This window comes from Shewanella sp. 10N.261.52.F9 (assembly GCF_041471165.1).
GTDB classification, from domain to species: domain Bacteria; phylum Pseudomonadota; class Gammaproteobacteria; order Enterobacterales; family Shewanellaceae; genus Shewanella; species Shewanella marinintestina.
Genome location: NZ_JBFRNX010000007.1, coordinates 82,725 through 102,251 on the forward strand (window position 1 = coordinate 82,725; position 19,527 = coordinate 102,251).

Genomic DNA, 19,527 nt, shown 5'->3' on the forward strand with positions numbered 1-19,527 from the left:
ATAGTCATTACTGATCTCAAACAAATATCTGTTTGTATAAGAAATAACATAGCCTAAAGCACACAGTTCAGCAAAGTAAGCTAAACCATTAACCTGCCGACTGCTGCTATCTAGCGATTGTTGTGTTTCATACTTTAAAAGTCTTCAGTCTGCATATAAAAAAGCCGCCACAAGCGTCAATTGCTTGTGGCGGCTCTATTTATATTTACGACAAAATAGTTAGCTTGCTTTAAATGCCTTAATAAGTTGTAACTGACTCGCAAGCGAAACAAACTTGTGCTTCTGATCTTCATCCCACTCTATCGAGTAATACTCTTTAAGTGTAGATTCAACTTTCGCATTATCATTCACATCATCTTGACGAGCCAAAATACACAATGCTTTACCAGCATTTAGCGCCCGAAAACCTTTAACGCATTTATTAGCGATATCAGCATATTCTTCAGGACGGTCAATATGTTCAGCCATATTGTCTTCAGGCTTTAAATTAGGATTAATCAGGACCGACTTAATACCGTTTAAGAAACCAATCCGTTCAGCCCAAAAACCACCTAGCCCGACACCTAAAATCAACGGCGCTTCATCATCAGAAGAAGCAATTTGTTTACTGACCTCATTCAACAAATACTGCATATCATTTTTAGGGTGTTGCGTACTGTAGCTGATTAAACGCACATCATCGTCGATAAATTGCAGCTGACGCATTTTATCGTGATTACCCGGGCTCGTTGCGTCAAACCCATGAAGATAAAGGATCATTTTGTCCCCCAGACAATAAATACAACGGTAATTATGACTTAACCTATCAAGCTGCGCCTGTTTTTATGTTGCGCTAAGTCAAACTTTTCGCGATTGCTTTAGCACGTTCCCAGCGGGCGTTGTCTTCCAGCGCCTTAGCGACTTTTTTGGCGTCTGGCTTTAATAAGTTAGCGCTTAAGCCTTTGTCATCAGTTGGCCAGTTAACCGTGTTTAACACCTCGGTGGCGCCAGCGCTATCGTTACACACTAAGATCATATTACAACCAGCATCCAGTGCAGCTTGTGCTCGAGCTGCATATCCACCAGCCACGGCAGCGCCTTTCATTCCTAAGTCATCGGAGAATATTACGCCATTAAATGACAACTGCTTGCGGAGTACTTCTTGTAACCAATAGGGAGAAAAGCCGGCTGGCTGACTGTCTACTTTTGGATATATGACATGCGCTGGCATAATGCCTTGTAAGCGCTCTTTTCCAATCAAGTTAACAAATGGCTGCATATCTTCTGCAAAAATCTGATCTTTGCTACGCTCATCAACAGGTTTAGCAATATGAGAGTCCGCCTCTACACTGCCGTGTCCGGGGAAGTGTTTACCAACAGCGCACATTCCTGCTTGCTCCATACCATCAATAAAAGCACTAGCAAGCTCAATCACTTCGTCTTTTTCAGAGCTAAAACTACGAGTGCCAATAACCTGACTGATGCCGTTTAAATCAAGCACAGGTGCAAAGCTTAAATCAATATCAACAGCTAATAATTCAATAGCCATTAAGTAACCTAGCTCTGTAGCCCAAGCTTTGGCTTGGTTCAGATCACCTTTCGCTGCCGGTAAAATATCGCCCATTGCTGGCAATACGGTAAAACCGTCGCGAAAACGCTGCACTCTGCCGCCTTCATGATCAACAGCAATTATAATATCGGGGCGAATCGCCCGTATCGATTTTATCAGCTCAACTAATTGTGTACGGTCAGCATAATTGCGACTAAATAATATTAATCCGCCTATCATAGGGTGAGTTAACTGCGACGATTCAGCAACATTTAGCGTCGTGGACTCAATATCTAACATCAAATAACTCATATAACCCTCTAAATTTTTAATCAATATGTAGATAATATCTACATCCGCTATAGCAAGACTCACACCTTGCTATAAGCAAAAATACTCTATAAATACATGTTAAATCGTCACTAATATAAAACTCGTCTAGTAAAAAAACATAATAACAGCGACTGGTTTACAATTAGTTTATCTAATGCCTGAAAATTGGATACAAAAAAACTAATGCTAGAGAAAAAGCTAAAGTATGGGATACTTTTTTACACCAATTAATTCAAGCGACTAAGATTAACAGCAGGCGTTGTTTTAACACGCTGGATAGACGAAATATACCAAGAATAGCGTCATTCCTCCATCCAGTAATTTCTTAGTGATTGGTTATAACTATAACGACTAGAGCAATAAAGGTTTAGCATGATTAGTGTATTCGACATGTTCAAAATCGGCATCGGGCCGTCAAGTTCGCACACTGTTGGCCCAATGAAAGCCGGCAATATCTTCATCAATCAATTACAAACGCTAGGCCATCTAGATAGCATTGATGAATTACGTTCTGAATTGTTTGGCTCTTTAGGCCAAACAGGCAAAGGTCACGGGACAGGTAAAGCGGTCATTTTAGGCCTGATGGGCGAAGCGCCTGATACGGTTGATACTGACACCATTGATGATATTTTACAGCAAGTGAGTGATTCAGAGCGTCTCAAACTTACCGATGGTCGTGAGGTACTCTTTAGCCGCGCTAACGGTATTACTTACCATAGACGAAAAAGCTTACCTGCTCATGCCAATGCCATGACGCTATATGCATACAGTGAGGGGAAATGCATATATGAGCGCACCTATTACTCCGTAGGTGGTGGCTTCATTCTTGATGAAGATGAAATTCAAGCGCAGGATGCATCGCCAGCAACCCCCATTAAAGCTGCTCCTTACGATTTTAACTCGGCGCAACAACTACTCGAACTTTGCACGACTAACGGCTTTAGCATTTCATCATTAATGATGGCTAATGAGCTAAGTATCGCAAATGCGGATGAGATCAACGAGCAGCTATGGCAGATCTGGCAAACCATGAAAAACTGTGTTGAACGTGGTTATCAGAAAGAAGGCATTTTACCAGGCGGCTTAAAACTAAGACGCCGCGCACCTTCACTGTATCGCCGCCTAAAAGCCGAAGGCAAAAACTGTGTTGACCCATTAACCGCCATGGACTGGGTCGACTTATTCGCTCTTTCCGTTAATGAGCAAAATGCCGCTGGCGATCGTGTTGTAACAGCCCCGACCAACGGCGCTGCGGGTATTATCCCTGCCGTATTGTGCTATTACGATATGTTCGTACAAGAAGTCGATATGGACGTTTGTTGTCGCTACTTATTGACCGCGGCAGCTATCGGTATTCTTTATAAAAAGAACGCGTCTATTTCAGGTGCTGAAGTCGGATGCCAAGGTGAAGTGGGTGTAGCTTGTTCTATGGCTGCAGCTGCACTCACCGAAATTATGGGTGGTACTGTCGAGCACGTAGAAAATGCAGCAGAGATTGGTATGGAGCATAATCTAGGATTAACCTGTGACCCTGTCGGCGGCCTTGTACAGGTACCTTGTATCGAACGTAATGCCATGGGTGCTGTAAAAGCGATTAATGCCTCACGCATGGCAATGCGCGGCGATGGTAACCACAAGGTTTCACTCGATAAAGTGATCAAGACAATGATGGATACAGGTAAAGATATGCGCAGCAAATATAAAGAAACCGCTAAAGGTGGCTTAGCTGTAAATATTGTCGAGTGTTAAACCAAAGTCTCATCTGTCATTAAAATGATTTAGTACACCATAAAAAAACCTCGCAATGGCGAGGTTTTTTATGGTTTAAAGTGCAAGGCTATCTAACTGGCAATTCAACATCTTTAAACATAGCTTCAATCTGTTGCGCATCTCTTAGAGCCACAGCCTGCTCAACCACAGTTCGTGTCAAATGTGGGGCGAAATGTTCGATAAAATCGTACATATAAGTACGTAAGAAGTTACCTTTTCTAAAACCAATTTTGGTGGTGCTATGGGCAAATAAGTGACTTGCATCAATTGCGACTAAATCCTTATCCATATGCTCATCAATCGCCATTGAAGCAATAACCCCGACTCCTAGGCCTAATCTCACATAGGTTTTAAGTACATCAGCACTCGTTGCGCTAAATACGACTCTTGGTTCTAATCCTGCACGATTAAAGGATTTTTCAATTTCTGATGCGCGGTCAAAACCAAAGACATATGTCACCAATGGGAAACGGGCTAAATCTTCAATGCTAATATTGCTTCTTGCAGCTAACGGATGGTCCCGAGTAACGACTATTGAACGATTCCAGTGATAACAAGGCAACATGATCAAATCGCTGTAAAGGTGCATAGCTTCAGTAGCAATAGCAAAATCGGCATCACCTCTAGCCGCAAGCTCGCTGATCTGTGATGGCGTACCTTGATGCATATGTAAATTAACTTTAGGGTAGCGATCGATAAAGCCTTGAATGATATGCGGCAACGCATAACGTGCCTGAGTGTCAGTAGTGGCAATATTTAGCTCACCTTGATCAGGCTTGGTGTACTCTTCAGCGACTTTTTTAATACTCTCAACTTTCCCAAGAATATCATTCGCTATGCTAATCACTTGTTGACCCGCTGGGGTCACATGAGTTAAATGCTTACCACTGCGACCAAAAATCTGGATCCCAAGTTCGTCTTCTAGCATACGCACTTGTTTACTTATACCAGGTTGAGATGTATACAGGTTTTCCGCAGTGGCGGAAACATTGAGGTTGTGATTGACGACCTCTGCTATGTATCTAAGTTGCTGCAACTTCATCTTTTATCCTTCCTATGGGCAGGCTTGTTACCTGTCTAATAAATAAGTAATGACGCATTTAAGTATAATTATTGGTTATAGTACATCTCAATATTTATATCAAATGGAATATAGCATAATAGTCATTCTCAACGAAACACTTATCGAGAAAGCATAGTGAAGATTACTACCCTAGAATGTTGATTTATAGTAGCATTAGCCGAATTGTGAAATTATTGGTTCTGCTATGATATTTGCTTCAGTCTTAGTTTTAATCGGCGTGCTCTTACTTCTAGTAATTGGCATTAGCATCATTCAGCAACAAAAAGCCCGTGCTGAAGCTGAAAGGCGGACAGAGCTTGCCCGTCACCGCGCTATTATCGATGAAACTGAAGAAGTGTTATCAAACACAGGACTTATTCCCTGCTCTTCGAATATCATTTTAGTGCTTTACAAGCGAGTAGAAGAAGCTCTTACTGGTGCACTGCCACTTGCAGGTAATCAAAGTAACGACTACCAACGTCGTTTAGGTGATCTTAGCGCCCAAATACAAGCCCTGCAATCAGGTACTAAGTCTGCACCAGCGATTGAGTCATTTCGTTTACCAGATAATGACCGACAAGTGCTAAATCTAGTCAAAACTCTTAAAAAAATGAAAGCCATTCTTCGTGCAGAGCACAATAAAGGCAAAGTAGAGCCCACTATATTTAGTGAAGAAGAGCTGCGTATTGATAGCTTACAGCTACGTATTAACGTCGATTCGATGCTAGCAAGAGGACGAGCAGCCTGTTTTATGAAGCAATACGGGTCTGCAAAGCAGATGGTCACTAAAGCGCTGGCAACCTTACACACGATAAAATCGCAAACACCAAACGACCCTTTCATTACTCGTAAGGTAGATGAAGCGAAAACAATGCTAGAAGAGATCACTGGGGCACAAAAAAATGCCCAGCCTTCCGTTACTAAAACCAAGACGGAAGACGACGATATCGATGTGCTATTTCAGCCTAAGAAGAAGTGGTAGTAAGTTATCAATAGTCTTACTTTGAACTTTTAGTACGTACAGCCATATTGTTTTACTCATTTAAGCTTCTATCGTTTATACCGACCACAAAAAAGCCCCGTTAATACGGGGCTTTTTAATGCGTAATAAAGCTAATTACTCAGCTTTTTTCGCTTTAGCTTTAGGCTTTGCCTTGGCTTTAGGCTTAGCTTTTGCCTTCGCCTCTGTCACCCATTTACCGTCGATAAACTTAGATGACCAACCAGTAGCTTTACCATCAACATCAGTAGCAACATACTGCTCTTTTGTCTTACGACTAAAACGCACTGACGCCAAGTTACCATCATCATCTGCAACGGGTGCATCTGCTAGGTACTGGTACTTTGGCCATAATTGCTCACGGTACTTAATTAGCTCCTCCACTAACGGACCACGCGTCTCACGTGATTTAGGGAAAGTGCTAGCCGCAAGGAAAATACCTGCAGCGCCATCACGCAATACAAAGTATGCATCAGATTTAGTACACTTAAGTTCAGGAAGATGAATTGGATCTTCTTTTGGTGGCGCTGCTTCACCGCTCTTAAGCAGTTTACGGGTATTCTTACACTCAGAATTAGTACAACCAAAGTACTTACCGAAGCGACCATTTTTAAGTTCCATATCGTTACCACAACGATCGCACTCAATAATTGGGCCTTCGTAGCCTTTGATCTTAAACTGACCCGCTTCGACTTCATAACCATTACAGGTAGGGTTATTACCACAAACATGTAATTTACGCTTTTCGTCGATTAAATAGCTGTCCATCGCGGTACCACAAACCCCACAGCGATGCTTAGCACGTAATGCTTCAGTTTCTGCGTCTTCACCACTTTCACTTATCGCTTCTTCACCTGGCGTTAAGTTTAGTGTGGTTTTACAGCGCTCTTTTGGTGGTAATGCATAGCCTGAACACCCTAAGAATACCCCTGTCGTCCCAGTACGGATCCCCATAGGACGACCACAAGTCGGGCACTTAATGTCATCGGTTATCACCATTTCGTTAGGGCGCATACCGCCTTCTTCTGGCGGTAACTCGGCAACTTCTAACTGCTTAGTGAAGTCTTTATAGAATCCATCGAGGACTTTTTTCCAGTCAAGCTTACCATGAGCAACATCATCTAATGTTTGTTCCATGCTTGCTGTAAAATCGTAGCTCATTAAATCTTCGAAACTACCAACTAAACTATCACTAACAATTTCGCCCATCTTTTCAGCAAAGAAACGACGGTTTTCAACTTTTACATAACCACGGTCTTGAATTGTTGAAATGATCGTTGCGTAAGTCGACGGGCGACCAATGCCACGCTTCTCTAGTTCTTTAACTAAAGAGGCTTCGCTATAACGCGGCGCTGGCTTAGTGAAGTGTTGCTTAGGTAGCAGCTCTTTTAGGGTAACTGAGTCACCTTGCGCTACGTATGGCAGAGTATTATCTTCTTCGTTTTTCTTTTTGATGGCAGTTTGAACGCGAGTCCAACCATCGAAACGAAGAGTACGACCCGTCGCTTTTAATTCATAATCACCCGCGTTTACAGTCAAACGCGTGGCATCATATTTAGCAGGTGTCATCTGACAAGACACAAACTGGCGCCAAATAAGCTCATACAAGCGCTGAGCGTCGCGCTCCATGTCTGAAAGCGAAGCCGCACTAACTTTTACATTAGAAGGACGAATCGCTTCGTGAGCCTCCTGAGCGCCTTCTTTGCTACCGTAGCGAATTGGCGATTCTGGCAGATATTTATCACCATACTCATTGCCAATCATTTCACGCACGCTATCAAGAGCTTCTTGACTCAAATTAGTCGAGTCAGTACGCATATAGGTAATATGACCCGCTTCGTATAAACGCTGCGCCATCATCATGGTTTTCTTCACACCGAAACCTAAGCGAGTACTTGCCGCTTGTTGCAGTGTTGAAGTGATATAAGGCGCAGATGGCTTACTTGAGGTTGCTCTGTCTTCACGAGCAGCAACAACAAAGCTAGACTGAGAGAGTTGGCTAACCGCAGTTTGCGCTTCAGTTTCGTTTACTGGGCTAAATGCTTTACCTTGAAACTTCACTACCTGCATTTTTAGCAAGTCGTCTGTTAAAGTATTTAGCTCAGCGTGCACGTCCCAAAACTCTTCAGGCACAAACGCTTTAATTTCGCTTTCACGTTCAACAACTAGACGCACAGCAACCGATTGCACACGGCCAGCAGATAACCCACGAGCGACTTTTTTCCACAATAGTGGTGATGCCATAAAGCCAACAACGCGGTCGAGAAAACGACGGGCTTGCTGAGCATTAACCATATTGGTATCAAGTACCGAAGGCTGACTAAAGGCATCTTGAATCGCAGTTTTAGTGATCTCGTTAAACACCACGCGCTGATAACGAGATTCATCACCACCAATTACTTGCTGTAAATGCCAAGCAATCGCCTCTCCCTCTCTATCCAAATCGGTTGCGAGATAGATATGGTCAGCATTTGCTGCCAGAGTTTGAAGTTCTTTAACGACTTTTTCTTTGCCCGGTAAAGTTTGATATTTAGCTTTCCAGCCTTTTTCTGGGTCAACCCCCATGCGCGCAACTAATGCTTGCTTCGCTTTTAAGCTCTTATATTCAGCCTTCTCCTCTGGAGACATCTTCTTCACTTCAGCAGCTGTTTTACTGACAACTTTAGCTTCTGAAGTCGACGATGTAGGCAAGTCACGGATGTGACCTACGCTCGACTTAACGATGAAATCTTTGCCTAGATATTTATTAATAGTCTTGGCTTTGGCCGGTGATTCGACGATTACTAGCGATTTACCCATAGATTAATTTGCGCCAACGAGTCTCAAAAATCGGAAATTTGGCTCCATATATAGAGGGTTGTGTACAGAGTTTCAAGCTAATCCCTCTTTTATTTGTACTGGAGTACCAATTTTTAACCGTTTTTTAAATAAATGTGAAAAAAAATAGTGCGTATTTAAAAACTAATATTTCATTATTAGTCAGCAAGCAAGTAATAGTTGTGCATTTCGATGCAAATTTAGTGTTTTTACCGATTTTAGTTCGCTTGTACAGCACTCACGCTTAAGTATACTGACCACAATAATTACAACTCAGAAAAGATATAACAACCTGAGATACCCTTAAGGATAAAGAAGAATGAAGCATTTTGAAGCGAACTTCGACGGACTCGTTGGGCCAACGCATAATTACGCTGGTTTATCATTTGGTAACGTCGCCTCATTAAATAACGCTGCCGCAACCTCAAGCCCTAAAGATGCTGCGAAACAAGGACTCAAAAAAGCCAAAGCGCTCGCTGATCTTGGTTTAGTGCAAGGTGTACTCGCACCACAAGAACGCCCAGACTTACATTCTCTACGCAGAATCGGTTTTAGTGGCACAGACGCTGAAGTTCTTAATAAAGCCGCCAAAGAAGCTCCAGCCCTATTACGCGCCTGCTGCAGTGCGTCAAGTATGTGGACAGCAAACGCCGCAACTGTGTCTCCTAGTGCTGATACCCACGATGGAAAACTACACTTTACCCCAGCAAACCTTGTCGACAAACTACATCGCAGTATTGAACCAATCACAACTAGCAATATACTCCAAGCTACATTTAACGATAGCCGCTATTTCAAACATCACCAACATTTACCTGAACATAGCAGTTTTGGTGACGAAGGGGCAGCAAACCATACTCGTCTTTGCAGTGAATATGGACACGCTGGTGTTGAACTATTCGTTTATGGGCAAGAAGCTACCAATCCAAGTGCACCACGCCCACAGAAATTTCCAGCACGCCAAACATTAGAAGCATCACAAGCCGTTGCTCGCTTGCATCAGCTTGACGATGACGGCACTGTTTATATACAGCAAAACCCCGATGTGATTGATCAAGGCGTTTTTCACAATGACGTGATTGCAGTAGGTAACCAAAACGTACTCTTCTACCACGAGCAAGCATTTTTAAATACCCAAGCAAAACTGACAGAGATCAAACGTAAATTTGGCGAATCAGCACTACATTTTGTTGAAGTCCCAACGTCAAAAGTCGCTATTCAAGATGCAGTTAAGAGTTACCTATTTAATACTCAAGTAGTGACCTTACCTTCTGGCGAAATGGCAATTATTGCGCCAACTAACTGTCAAGAGAATCCAGCCGTTTATGCTTACCTTAACGAGCTAGTCACGTTAGACACACCGATTAAGCAAGTACTTTACTTTGACGTGAAACAAAGCATGCAAAATGGTGGAGGGCCTGCTTGTCTTCGCTTACGTGTGGCAATGAATCAAGATGAAGTTGCAGCAGTAAACCAACACACTTTAATGAATGATGCATTATTTACTCGCTTAAACCTGTGGGTGGACAAGCACTACCGAGATCGTTTATTGGTGGAAGATTTAGCCGACCCTCAGTTAATAATTGAATCGCGTACAGCTCTTGATGAACTGACCCAGATCATGCATTTAGGTAGCGTGTATCAGTTCCAGAGATAACAGATAAAGTATTACAAATAGAGCTGCACTGTTATTCAATATAAAAAAGCCCCGCTATTGCGGGGCTTTTTCTTTTCATTAATTATTTAATGGATATTGGTAAAGAAAGTACCTGAGTTTTTACGCCACTTGGCGTTTCGACCGTAACAAGGAAGGTACCAGAGTTTGGTTCGTCCTCTCCTTTTAACGTTACACTAAACTCACGACCACCATTATAGTTGGTGCTAGGCCATACATATTCTGAACCACTTACTACAGAGCCGGCACTTGCAGTAAAGCTGACCTTTGAACCTGCTGGCATTTGCTGGTTATGAAGATCTGAAATAGTAAAATAGACCGTTCCAGTTGCCTTACCAATTATATCAATACTTTGGTCATACGAGCCATCAGTACCACTATAGCTATCAACTATTAACACACGCGAACGTTCGGTAGCTAAAGCTGTACTGCCTGACATAACGATCACTAAGCTTCCACGAACATATAATGACTTAGAGTCGGTAATGCCGTCAGCACATGCGTCATGAACAGGATCAGAACATAGCACGCCATTATATTTACCATCTTTAAGATCAAATACACCGTTAGAATTAAAATCAACTAATTCCTCTAACTCACCACCTAGTTGACCATTGGCTTGTTGCGGGTTAAAGCGACCATCTTCATTGTAGTCATTAAACACATCGTCTAAGTCAAATGACATACCACTTACATCGGTTTGCGTTTTAAATGCTTCAACTTCGCTCGCATCAAATCGACCATTGCCATTTAAGTCAGGAAATGACTCTTCTCCAATAGCCGTTGCAGTAATCGTTGCTCGTCCACCATACTTTTGACCGTAATGGTTGCCATAGATACTCAATGCAGAGTCAAAAGATAACTCAGCACTAGGATCATCAACCATTAAACCAGCACCATTTATTAATTGATAGCCCTCAGGTCTTGCTTGCTGACTTGTCCAAACGACGCTACACGCACCTTTACTTGTTTGACATGCGTCTTCAATTGCACCACCTTCGGTTGTAAATGATATTGTTGTACCGTCTGGAACAGGGTTGTTAAATGCATCGGCTAAACGCGCCGTAACTGTCACTTCAGTTCCATCCACATCCCAGCCTTCGGCATTTAATACCGTTGCAGACAAGGAAAAACTATCCTGATCTGGAATACCTGTTGATATAACTAACTCACTCGACTGACTTGAGATTACAGGGCTAGAGCCATCAACAGTAGCTGTTACACGCACAGATGTAGCCACCGTACCCGTTCTAACTACTGTTTGAGCAACACCTTGATTGTTCGTTGTTGCGGTAGCAGGATCCAAACTAATTCCGCCAACTTCAGTATTTAAAGCAAAAGATACCGACTGATTGCTTACAGGATTACTATTTGTGTCTAGAACTTTAAACTGAACCACTGAAGACTCAACACCACCGGTGCCAAGAATACTAATATTTTGAGGTGTAGCAGACAAGAATACGATACTACCAACATCTGCTGGTAATACATTAATTGTTGCTGTTGCAGCTAAGTTCAAACCACCAGCATTAGCTGTAACATTAATTGCATCGTCCCCTTTACAACCTTTAGCTAAATAGGTCGTTGTCGCAACGCCATTAACCGATGGCACCGGAGAACTGATCTCAGCTTCTGGACTTGTCTTAGTCGAGCAAGTTGAAGAAAAATTAACATCTACGGGCTGAGTAAAAGGATTTCCACTATCATCTTGAATTGCAACCGAGATAGTTGCAGTGCCTCCTGCAGTTAACTCATCGACACTGACACTCGCAACGCCCTCTTCAAAAGGTGTACCACTTCCCATTAGAACGTTTGTAGCACCAATCACAACAACGACTTTACCTTCTTCACCACTCGATAAAGATGCCGTCACTTCCCCTGCACCTAAAGAACTACCCGCATAAATATCGACAGTGGCTGTACCATTAGCATCGGTAACCGCCGATTTAATAGGAAGATCTCCTATCGTAGTATCAAATGTCACAATAGAAGGCTTATTAATACCACTAACGGTCGCAGTGACCTTACCTGGTTTAGTTGTTGTAATTGCATCGATGGATTCACCATTAGTGCCTGTTAACGCTACAACAATTGATGCTCCATTACTAACTTCGCCACCATCGCCTTCCATGACAAAAACTAGCGGCTCTACAGTAATATCACTGTACCCAGCAACATCTACTGTAAGAGATCCTGCACCAGGGATATTAGAAGTTGCGAGCAGAACTTTGGCAGTACCATTTCCATCGGTCTTATCAGTACCGATTCCCGGAACAAATGTACCTATAGCGCTATTATCCAGCTTAAAAGTCACAAGTTTTCCAGCTAAAGCACCATGAAGAGAGCTTGTTACCACAGCTGTCACTTCAGCAGGGGCTTCAGCTTTAATAGATTCTGTATTAGAAATAGAAAGAGCAACGGTAACGACTTCTGTCGGCTCTGGTGTACCGCCACCATCAGGATCGGTTGAAATACTCCCCCCACCACCACAACCAATGAGAAAAAACGACCATATAAAAGCAATAAAAATGCTATAAGCTGACTTCATTGTCAGACTCCCTGTTACTGAGTTTATTATTTTTGGCAATTACTTGATTACCTAGGGTATAACATTACACAATTTCAGCATAACCTTTCCACAACAAAAGGCTTTATTTTCCAACAAATCACGGAAACTTTAACTTTTAAAGCATTTCCTCAGTCTGACTTTCTTGCTAGGCTTTAATGCGCAAATTGAAAAGCATAAAAATTATACAGGAAGCACTATGTCTGCTACGAAAACCAAAAAACTCGGCCTCACGAGTAAGATTATAATCGGTATGTTTACCGGTATTATTCTAGGACTACTATTACGCAATCTGTTTCCAGAGAGTGATTTTGTCAAAGAGTACATCACTGAAGGTGTACTCAACGTTATCGGTACCATCTTTATTTCCAGCTTAAAAATGCTAGTTGTTCCACTGGTATTTGTTTCACTTGTTTGTGGCACCTGTTCGCTAAGCGAACCATCGAAGGTTGGTCGTTTAGGCGGTAAAACCATTGCGTTCTATCTATTTACCACGGCAATTGCACTTTCAATGGCGATTCTTGTCGCGGTTGCGGTTCACCCAGGTAACGCCAGCATGGTGGTCGAAGGCATGCAGTTTGATGCCAAACAAGCACCTAGCCTTTCAGATGTGTTAATCAACTTAGTACCGACTAACCCTCTGCATGCAATGAGTGAAGGTAACATGCTGCAAATCATCATTTTCGCGGTGATTTTTGGTTTTGCTATCTCACACATCGGCGAACGTGGTGCACGCGTAGCAGCGCTGTTTAATGACCTAAACGAAGTCATTATGCGTGTTGTAACGCTTATCATGCAGCTTGCACCTTATGGTGTATTTGCCTTGATGGCGAAACTTGCGCTAACTCTGGGCATGGAAACATTTGGTAGCGTGGTTAAGTACTTCTTCGTTGTACTCGGCGTATTACTTATTCATGCTTTTGTTGTTTACCCTACTTTACTTAAACTGTTCTCTGGGCTAAACCCATTCACCTTTATCCGTAAAATCCGCGATGTTCAATTGTTTGCTTTTAGCACTGCTAGTTCGAATGCAACGCTACCAGTAACCATTGAGACAGCTGAACACCGCATGGGCGTAGACAACAAGATTGCCTCATTTACCTTACCGCTTGGCGCCACCATTAACATGGACGGCACCGCGATTATGCAAGGTGTGGCAACGGTGTTTATTGCGCAAGTGTTTGGTATTGAACTAACAATTACTGATTATGCGATGGTGGTTATCACTGCAACTTTAGCGTCAATCGGAACAGCAGGTGTACCAGGCGTTGGTCTTATCATGCTTGCTATGGTACTTAACCAAGTGGGTCTGCCAGTTGAAGGTATCGCGCTGATTATTGGTGTCGATAGACTACTTGATATGGTGCGTACAGCAGTTAACGTAACCGGTGATACCGTTGCTACTGTTGTCATTGCAAAATCTGAAGGCGAGTTTGATGAAGCTCTCTTCAACGATACTCAAGCAGGTAAAGTCGCTCCAGGCTTTAATGCACAGGTGCATGCTGAAGAGCATAAGTTAAATCGATAAAAACAACGCGATTTAACTAAAAAGGCATCCAAGTGGATGCCTTTTTTATCGCTGATACTTACAGAAAGCTTTTTAATATTGCAGCATAATTTAAGAAACTATTAATTAGCTGAACTCAGCTGCTTTAATACTCTAGCAGGCACGCCGCCCACCATAGTATCGGGTGCAACATCTTTATTGACTACGGCACCAGCAGCAATAACCGAACGCGCACCAATAGTCACACCTTGATTAATCACCACGTTACCACCAATCCAAACATCATCTTCAATGGTGATCGGTAAGCAAAATGTTTCCCAGCGGCGTCGACTCATGTGATCAACGCTGTGAGAGGCGGTATAAAACTGGCAATTAGGACCTATCATCACATGGTTACCAATAGTAATCTGGGCACCATCGAGCATCACTGCGCCCATATTTATAAAACTGCCACTTCCTATGGTAATTTGTTTACCAAACTCGCAATTAAATGGCTCACGCACAATCGAACCTTCACCGATATTAAGTAACTGCTTCATCAAGCACTGAGTTTCACTAAAGCCTAAGCTATTATTAATTTGCTTTTGCAATAAATAGGCATTGTCTCGTACAGCTGAAATCTCAGCATCAGCGCCAGCAAACACTTCACCATTGAGCATTTTTTGGTATTCGGTCATCGCTTTATTTTTCTTATGTTATTTAGAGTAGATTCAAAAAAGGCATAACTCAGAATGCTAAGTTATGCCTTTCAAAATTATGTCACTGCAAGCCTTCAGCGGCTTCTCAGCTTATCTTTCCCAGTATGACTCTTCCAAGCTATCTTCACGCTCTGGTAAGCCACGTGAAAGTCTTGGGCTATGCTGTGCAAGTACTTCATAAGCAACGCGGTTAGCGTACTTACAAATTTGCGAGAATGATGAATAGCATAAACCATCGCGCTTATGCTTACTTGAACCAGGCACGTTAGTCTTGTGGAAGGTATTCGAGGCCAAATCATGTAATAGCGCAGCTAACGCACCGTCGCCCGCACCGTTTGTATTACGGATGATTTCAGGACCGCCCATATAAGGAGAAATATGCGCGTACACTTTAAGTGGCGACTCACAATCAATCTTTAATTTAGGACGAGAGAACTCATAACGGTTAAATTCAGGAATTGAGCCAGGCAATAAAGTATGGCTCGTTTCACGCTTTTCAGAGTCTTCAGTGTAACCTGCAGTATATAGCCCTAGAGGACCAGCTGTGGTCAACACCATGTCACACCACTCAAGTGCTGCTTCACTCGCTAGCAATGGATCGCTAAAGCCAGTTAATGCTTCACCTTCATCTTCATTCATCGCAAGAATGGTCACATGCTCTTTAATGAATTCTTGCCACCATTTTGGATCTTCTTCGATTAAAAAGCGTGTACCAAGTGTTAATACCACTGGCACTTCAGCTTCTTTAGCGTAGTTAATCGCTGTCATTGCCGCATCAGTGATCTGATCGCCACCGCTAGCACGCATCAAGTAAGCTGTTAAAATCAGCGCTGAGCCGCCCTGAACCACGTCTTTGTCAATATAGGTAGGCGTTAGTTGATCCATTGAGCCTTTACTGATCGCAAAAGTACGCTCGCCGCACTCAGAGATCAAGGTAAAACAACGACCAATAGGGCCTGCCACCGGTTGCAGGTAATTAAGATCCACTTTAGATGACGTGTTACATAAATAGCGGTAAGCATAGCTACCCACTTCAATATTTTTGCTCATTACGCCAAATAATACTGAGCGATCATCCGCTAAAATAGAGTAATTGTGCACTGTATTACCAATTGTGCCACCAGCAAATTCATCGCTGATCAGCTCATTAGTTTTTAGCTCAGTATAAAGTGCATGGGCCTTGTCATCGTCAATCAAGGTTGAGTTACCTTTTGGTAGCTCGTATCGAGTCAATAACTCATCTTCCACTTTCGCTTCAATATCCACTAAAGTCTGGTCAATACCAGAAATATAAGTAGAGATTGGTAAAGGCTGCTGGATCAATTGCGCTAGCAATGGATCGCGATTTTTAACAGGAAAATAATGTTTAGACTTACGCTGACCTGGAAACTTCATATAGAGCTCTCTTTCATTCGGCATCCATGCAAAATATCAATTTAAACGGGTAAGTAATCTCTCATTGCTTATCCAAAGGCGAATAAACAAAACGACACTTTAAGCGGTTAACTATAGTAAAGGTTAGCTATAGTAAAAATTATGCCGCCACTATTTATTTAGCTTAGTCACAACTTAAGCAAAATAGTGAGCTTAGCGGGCTATATACGCAAAAAGGTGGGGGATTTTACCACACCCCACCTCTTTCGCTAGCTGAAATCACTACAGAAGGGATAAAAATTAATGCCAGCCTTGGGTTTGCTGCTCAACAATCTTAGCTAACAAGTCAATATGGCCTGCAGAGTCATTTAAACACTCGATAAACTCATAACGCTCACCGCCAGCCGACAAGAAGTCTTCTTTACCTTCTTGTGAGATCTCTTCAAGTGTTTCTAAACAATCACAAGAGAATGCTGGGCACATGATATCAACCGATTTAACTCCCTCTTTAGGAAGAGAATCAAGTAGTGCATCTGTTGCCGGCCCAATCCACTGCTCTTTACCAAATTGCGATTGAAAACAAATACGCCATTGCTGCTGAGTTAAACCAAGCTCGGCAGCTAACAATTCAGCTGTTGCTTGGCACTGAGCTTGGTAAGGATCGCCTTCGGTAATGTAACGTAGCGGTACACCATGAAACGACATTAATAAAACCTGTGCCTGCCCCTTAGCTTGCCAATGGTTTTTAACAGACTCAGCTAATGCCTTAATATAATCTGGGTGATCAAAATACTGTTTATTGAAACGCAGCTCTGGGATGTTGCGCTCAGCTTTTAAAAGCTCGGCTATCGCGTCGTATACCGGGGCAACTGTAGAGCAAGAATATTGCGCATAAAGTGGCAGTACAAAAATCTTTTCAGCGCCTTGCGCCTTTAAACTATCAAGACCCGACTGCAATGACGGGTTGCCATAGCTCATACCCAGTTCAATTGGAATACATTGCCCTAAGGTTTGTTGCAATTGGATTTTAAGCTTATCGCGCTGTTTTTGGCTTATCACCATCAGTGGTGAACCTTCATCCCACCAGATAGACTGATACAGCTTGGCCACTTTTGCTGGACGAGTATTAAGAATGATGCCGTTTAAAATCGGCTTCCAGATCCATGGCGAAAGGTCAACAACACGAAGGTCGCTTAAAAACTGTTTTAGGAATTTTTTTACATCAGGAGCAGTCGGTGAGTCAGGCGTACCTAGGTTAACGAGTAAGACACCGAATGGAGGGGCAGATTTGCTCACATGAATTCTCTTTTTAGCAAGATATTCAGTTCAGGCTATCACCGCAAAAAGCATAAAAAAAGCCCATTTGCATGGGCTTTTTAAAATATGAGAACTAGCTCATAAACACATATTCACTCGGGTATTTTTTATACTCGGTGACTATGAAATTAGTTATGCATATTAGCTAAGAACAGTCACGATTTCTTCGCTAACAGTTGCAACTGATTTAGTGCCGTCAAACTTGTTGTAAGTTACGCCACCTTTAGCTGCAACTGCGCCGTAGTATTCTACTAGTGGCTTAGTTTGCTCATGGTAAATATCAAGACGCTTGCGTACAGTTGACTCTTCGTCATCTGGACGGATTGCTAGGTCTTCACCAGTTACGTCATCTTTACCTTCAACCTTTGGTTGGTTGAATACGATGTGGTAAACACGGCCAGAACCTGGGTGAACACGACGACCGCTCATACGCTTAACGATTTCTTCGTCTGGCACGTCGATTTCAATCACGTGATCAAGAGCAATACCACTTGAAGCCATAGCGTCTGCTTGTGGAATAGTGCGTGGGAAACCATCTAATAGGAAACCTGCAGCGCAATCATCTTGAGCAACACGCTCTTTAACTAGACCGATGATTAGCTCATCAGATACCAATTGACCAGCATCCATCACTTTCTTAGCTTCTAAGCCAAGTGGTGTACCCGCTTTAACGGCTGCACGTAACATGTCGCCTGTAGAAATTTGAGGAATACCGTACTTTTCCATGATGAATTGGGCTTGAGTACCTTTACCGGCACCTGGGGCACCTAATAGCATAATGCGCATCTGAATCTTCCTCTTAATTTCGCACTGTGATACCCACATCGTCTATAAACGAGCAAAAAGCCGTCAGCGTGATGGGTATTGTATGTTTAGGGCGGCGATCTTCGCATAAATGGCCGCCATTTTGAAGCAATTTGTCGTTCGACTTTAGCATCACAACTAACAAATATCCTTGATGCGAATCAGTAAAGTAAAGTGTAAAGCTTACGTCGGTATTGATTAGCCAAAGCGTTGCCTTGACCTAGCGCCGTTAAGATCTCTAAGAATGACTGTTTCACTTTGCCATCTTGTGCAGAGATATCTTTTTGCAGCGGCGCAAAAAGCAATTCTAGTGCTTCATCATTGCGCCCTGCTTGATGCAATGCTTTGGCAAGTTCAATCACTAACTCTAAGTTAGATGGATCGTTTTCAACATCTTGCTGTAGCTTTCTAATTTCTGGGGTGTCTGCTGCATCAAGCGCTAAAGCAAGCTTGGCTTTTAAGCTTTGGTAATAACTATCTTGATCGGCAAGACCTACTGAATCTAGCAAGGTCTGAGCATCTTCCAGCACATTTAGCGATAAATACACATCGGCTAAGGCTAAGGCGATTTCAGCGATTTGCTTTTCGTTGTATGCATCTTTTAGCAGTGGCAATGCGGCAATAGCATTATTTTCAGCTAAAAACACCCGCGCTTGATTAAGCTTTAACTGCCACTCTGCTGGTAAATGCTTATCAAGCATCTCAGTAATTTGCGGAGCCTCTTGCACACCTGCAAAACCGTCTACCGGTTTACCTTCGTGTAAAACCAAGGTTGTAGGCAAACTCTGGATCTGGAAGTAATTGGCGATTTCCATTTCCGTTTCACAATTAACCTTAGCTAATACAAAGCGGCCATTTTGCTGCTGGGCGATACTTTCAAGGGTTTGCATTAAGCTTAAGCTTTCAGGGCTTTGACTTGCCCAAAATGCCATCACTACGACCTTCTCCATCGAAGCGTCGACCACTTGCTGTATATTTTCTTTTGTCAGCTCTAGAATCGATTGCATAACATTTCCTTCGCTTTTAGCGAGTGACCATAAAAAAGAGGCAGTATAACTGCCTCTTTAATCATAGC

14 protein-coding genes are annotated in these 19,527 nt (G+C 42.7%); 4 read left to right on the forward strand and 10 right to left on the reverse strand.

Features of this window, described 5'->3' with window-relative positions; genetic code table 11:
* Positions 1 to 219: 219 nt before the first annotated feature.
* Entirely contained in the window at positions 220 to 759 is a 540-nt protein-coding gene (gene ycfP / locus AB4298_RS05620) for an alpha/beta hydrolase YcfP (protein ID WP_371985976.1), read from the reverse strand.
* Positions 760 to 832: 73 nt separating this feature from the next.
* Entirely contained in the window at positions 833 to 1,840 is a 1,008-nt protein-coding gene (gene nagZ / locus AB4298_RS05625; RefSeq protein ID WP_371985977.1) for a beta-N-acetylhexosaminidase, read from the reverse strand.
* A gap of 393 nt (positions 1,841 to 2,233) precedes the next feature.
* Here nagZ and AB4298_RS05630 point away from each other — a divergent pair, with 393 nt between their 5' ends.
* A complete protein-coding gene (locus AB4298_RS05630; protein WP_248999240.1) occupies positions 2,234 to 3,610 on the forward strand; it encodes an L-serine ammonia-lyase in 1,377 nt (458 codons plus the stop codon).
* An 88-nt stretch (positions 3,611 to 3,698) separates the two neighbouring features.
* Here the strand turns inward: AB4298_RS05630 and cysB are convergent, their stop codons facing one another.
* The gene (cysB, locus tag AB4298_RS05635; protein ID WP_248999241.1) at positions 3,699 to 4,673 is read right to left on the reverse strand and encodes an HTH-type transcriptional regulator CysB; all 975 of its coding nucleotides are present in this window, start codon (positions 4,671 to 4,673) and stop codon (positions 3,699 to 3,701) included.
* 226 nt (positions 4,674 to 4,899) lie between these two features.
* On the opposite strand from cysB, the gene AB4298_RS05640 reads away from it, so the two are divergent.
* Complete coding sequence (locus tag AB4298_RS05640; RefSeq protein ID WP_248999242.1) at positions 4,900 to 5,676, forward strand: hypothetical protein; 777 nt, start codon at positions 4,900 to 4,902, stop codon at positions 5,674 to 5,676.
* A gap of 135 nt (positions 5,677 to 5,811) precedes the next feature.
* Here the strand turns inward: AB4298_RS05640 and topA are convergent, their stop codons facing one another.
* Positions 5,812 to 8,493 carry a type I DNA topoisomerase gene (gene topA / locus AB4298_RS05645; protein WP_248999243.1) on the reverse strand — a complete coding sequence of 894 codons (2,682 nt, stop codon included), beginning with the start codon at positions 8,491 to 8,493 and terminating at the stop codon, positions 5,812 to 5,814.
* Between the two features lie 337 nt (positions 8,494 to 8,830).
* Here topA and astB point away from each other — a divergent pair, with 337 nt between their 5' ends.
* Positions 8,831 to 10,168, forward strand: coding sequence for an N-succinylarginine dihydrolase (gene astB / locus AB4298_RS05650; RefSeq protein WP_248999244.1), 1,338 nt, complete (start codon positions 8,831 to 8,833; stop codon positions 10,166 to 10,168).
* 82 nt (positions 10,169 to 10,250) lie between these two features.
* On the opposite strand, the gene AB4298_RS05655 is transcribed toward astB, so the two are convergent.
* Positions 10,251 to 12,734 (reverse strand): Ig-like domain-containing protein, encoded by a 2,484-nt coding sequence (locus AB4298_RS05655; protein ID WP_371985978.1) that lies wholly within the window; start codon positions 12,732 to 12,734, stop codon positions 10,251 to 10,253.
* Between the two features lie 217 nt (positions 12,735 to 12,951).
* Between AB4298_RS05655 and AB4298_RS05660 the strand changes: the two genes are divergently transcribed.
* On the forward strand, positions 12,952 to 14,280 hold the full coding sequence (locus AB4298_RS05660; RefSeq protein ID WP_371985979.1) for a dicarboxylate/amino acid:cation symporter: 1,329 nt from the start codon (positions 12,952 to 12,954) through the stop codon (positions 14,278 to 14,280).
* Positions 14,281 to 14,381: 101 nt separating this feature from the next.
* Here AB4298_RS05660 and AB4298_RS05665 read toward each other — a convergent pair whose 3' ends face one another.
* The 5 genes from AB4298_RS05665 to AB4298_RS05685 all read right to left on the reverse strand — a co-directional run bounded on the left by AB4298_RS05665 (position 14,382) and on the right by AB4298_RS05685 (position 19,459).
* The gene (locus AB4298_RS05665) at positions 14,382 to 14,936 is read right to left on the reverse strand and encodes a sugar O-acetyltransferase (RefSeq protein WP_371985980.1); all 555 of its coding nucleotides are present in this window, start codon (positions 14,934 to 14,936) and stop codon (positions 14,382 to 14,384) included.
* 111 nt (positions 14,937 to 15,047) lie between these two features.
* On the reverse strand, positions 15,048 to 16,352 hold the full coding sequence (locus tag AB4298_RS05670) for an inosine/guanosine kinase (protein ID WP_371985981.1): 1,305 nt from the start codon (positions 16,350 to 16,352) through the stop codon (positions 15,048 to 15,050).
* Between the two features lie 279 nt (positions 16,353 to 16,631).
* A complete protein-coding gene (gene hemH, locus AB4298_RS05675; protein WP_371985982.1) occupies positions 16,632 to 17,627 on the reverse strand; it encodes a ferrochelatase in 996 nt (331 codons plus the stop codon).
* A 162-nt stretch (positions 17,628 to 17,789) separates the two neighbouring features.
* Positions 17,790 to 18,434 carry an adenylate kinase gene (gene adk / locus AB4298_RS05680; protein ID WP_371985983.1) on the reverse strand — a complete coding sequence of 215 codons (645 nt, stop codon included), beginning with the start codon at positions 18,432 to 18,434 and terminating at the stop codon, positions 17,790 to 17,792.
* Positions 18,435 to 18,613: 179 nt separating this feature from the next.
* Positions 18,614 to 19,459 (reverse strand): tetratricopeptide repeat protein, encoded by an 846-nt coding sequence (locus AB4298_RS05685; protein ID WP_371985984.1) that lies wholly within the window; start codon positions 19,457 to 19,459, stop codon positions 18,614 to 18,616.
* Positions 19,460 to 19,527 lie beyond the last annotated feature (68 nt).

What these genes read in the sequence shown, in the direction of transcription:
- ycfP (WP_371985976.1), bottom strand. Translation starts at nt 759, where the DNA reads ATGATCCTTTATCTTCATGGGTTTGACGCAACGAGCCCGGGTAATCAC.
- nagZ (WP_371985977.1), bottom strand. Translation starts at nt 1,840, where the DNA reads ATGAGTTATTTGATGTTAGATATTGAGTCCACGACGCTAAATGTTGCT.
- AB4298_RS05630 (WP_248999240.1), top strand. Translation starts at nt 2,234, where the DNA reads ATGATTAGTGTATTCGACATGTTCAAAATCGGCATCGGGCCGTCAAGT.
- cysB (WP_248999241.1), bottom strand. Translation starts at nt 4,673, where the DNA reads ATGAAGTTGCAGCAACTTAGATACATAGCAGAGGTCGTCAATCACAAC.
- AB4298_RS05640 (WP_248999242.1), top strand. Translation starts at nt 4,900, where the DNA reads ATGATATTTGCTTCAGTCTTAGTTTTAATCGGCGTGCTCTTACTTCTA.
- topA (WP_248999243.1), bottom strand. Translation starts at nt 8,493, where the DNA reads ATGGGTAAATCGCTAGTAATCGTCGAATCACCGGCCAAAGCCAAGACT.
- astB (WP_248999244.1), top strand. Translation starts at nt 8,831, where the DNA reads ATGAAGCATTTTGAAGCGAACTTCGACGGACTCGTTGGGCCAACGCAT.
- AB4298_RS05655 (WP_371985978.1), bottom strand. Translation starts at nt 12,734, where the DNA reads ATGAAGTCAGCTTATAGCATTTTTATTGCTTTTATATGGTCGTTTTTT.
- AB4298_RS05660 (WP_371985979.1), top strand. Translation starts at nt 12,952, where the DNA reads ATGTCTGCTACGAAAACCAAAAAACTCGGCCTCACGAGTAAGATTATA.
- AB4298_RS05665 (WP_371985980.1), bottom strand. Translation starts at nt 14,936, where the DNA reads ATGACCGAATACCAAAAAATGCTCAATGGTGAAGTGTTTGCTGGCGCT.
- AB4298_RS05670 (WP_371985981.1), bottom strand. Translation starts at nt 16,352, where the DNA reads ATGAAGTTTCCAGGTCAGCGTAAGTCTAAACATTATTTTCCTGTTAAA.
- adk (WP_371985983.1), bottom strand. Translation starts at nt 18,434, where the DNA reads ATGCGCATTATGCTATTAGGTGCCCCAGGTGCCGGTAAAGGTACTCAA.
- AB4298_RS05685 (WP_371985984.1), bottom strand. Translation starts at nt 19,459, where the DNA reads ATGCAATCGATTCTAGAGCTGACAAAAGAAAATATACAGCAAGTGGTC.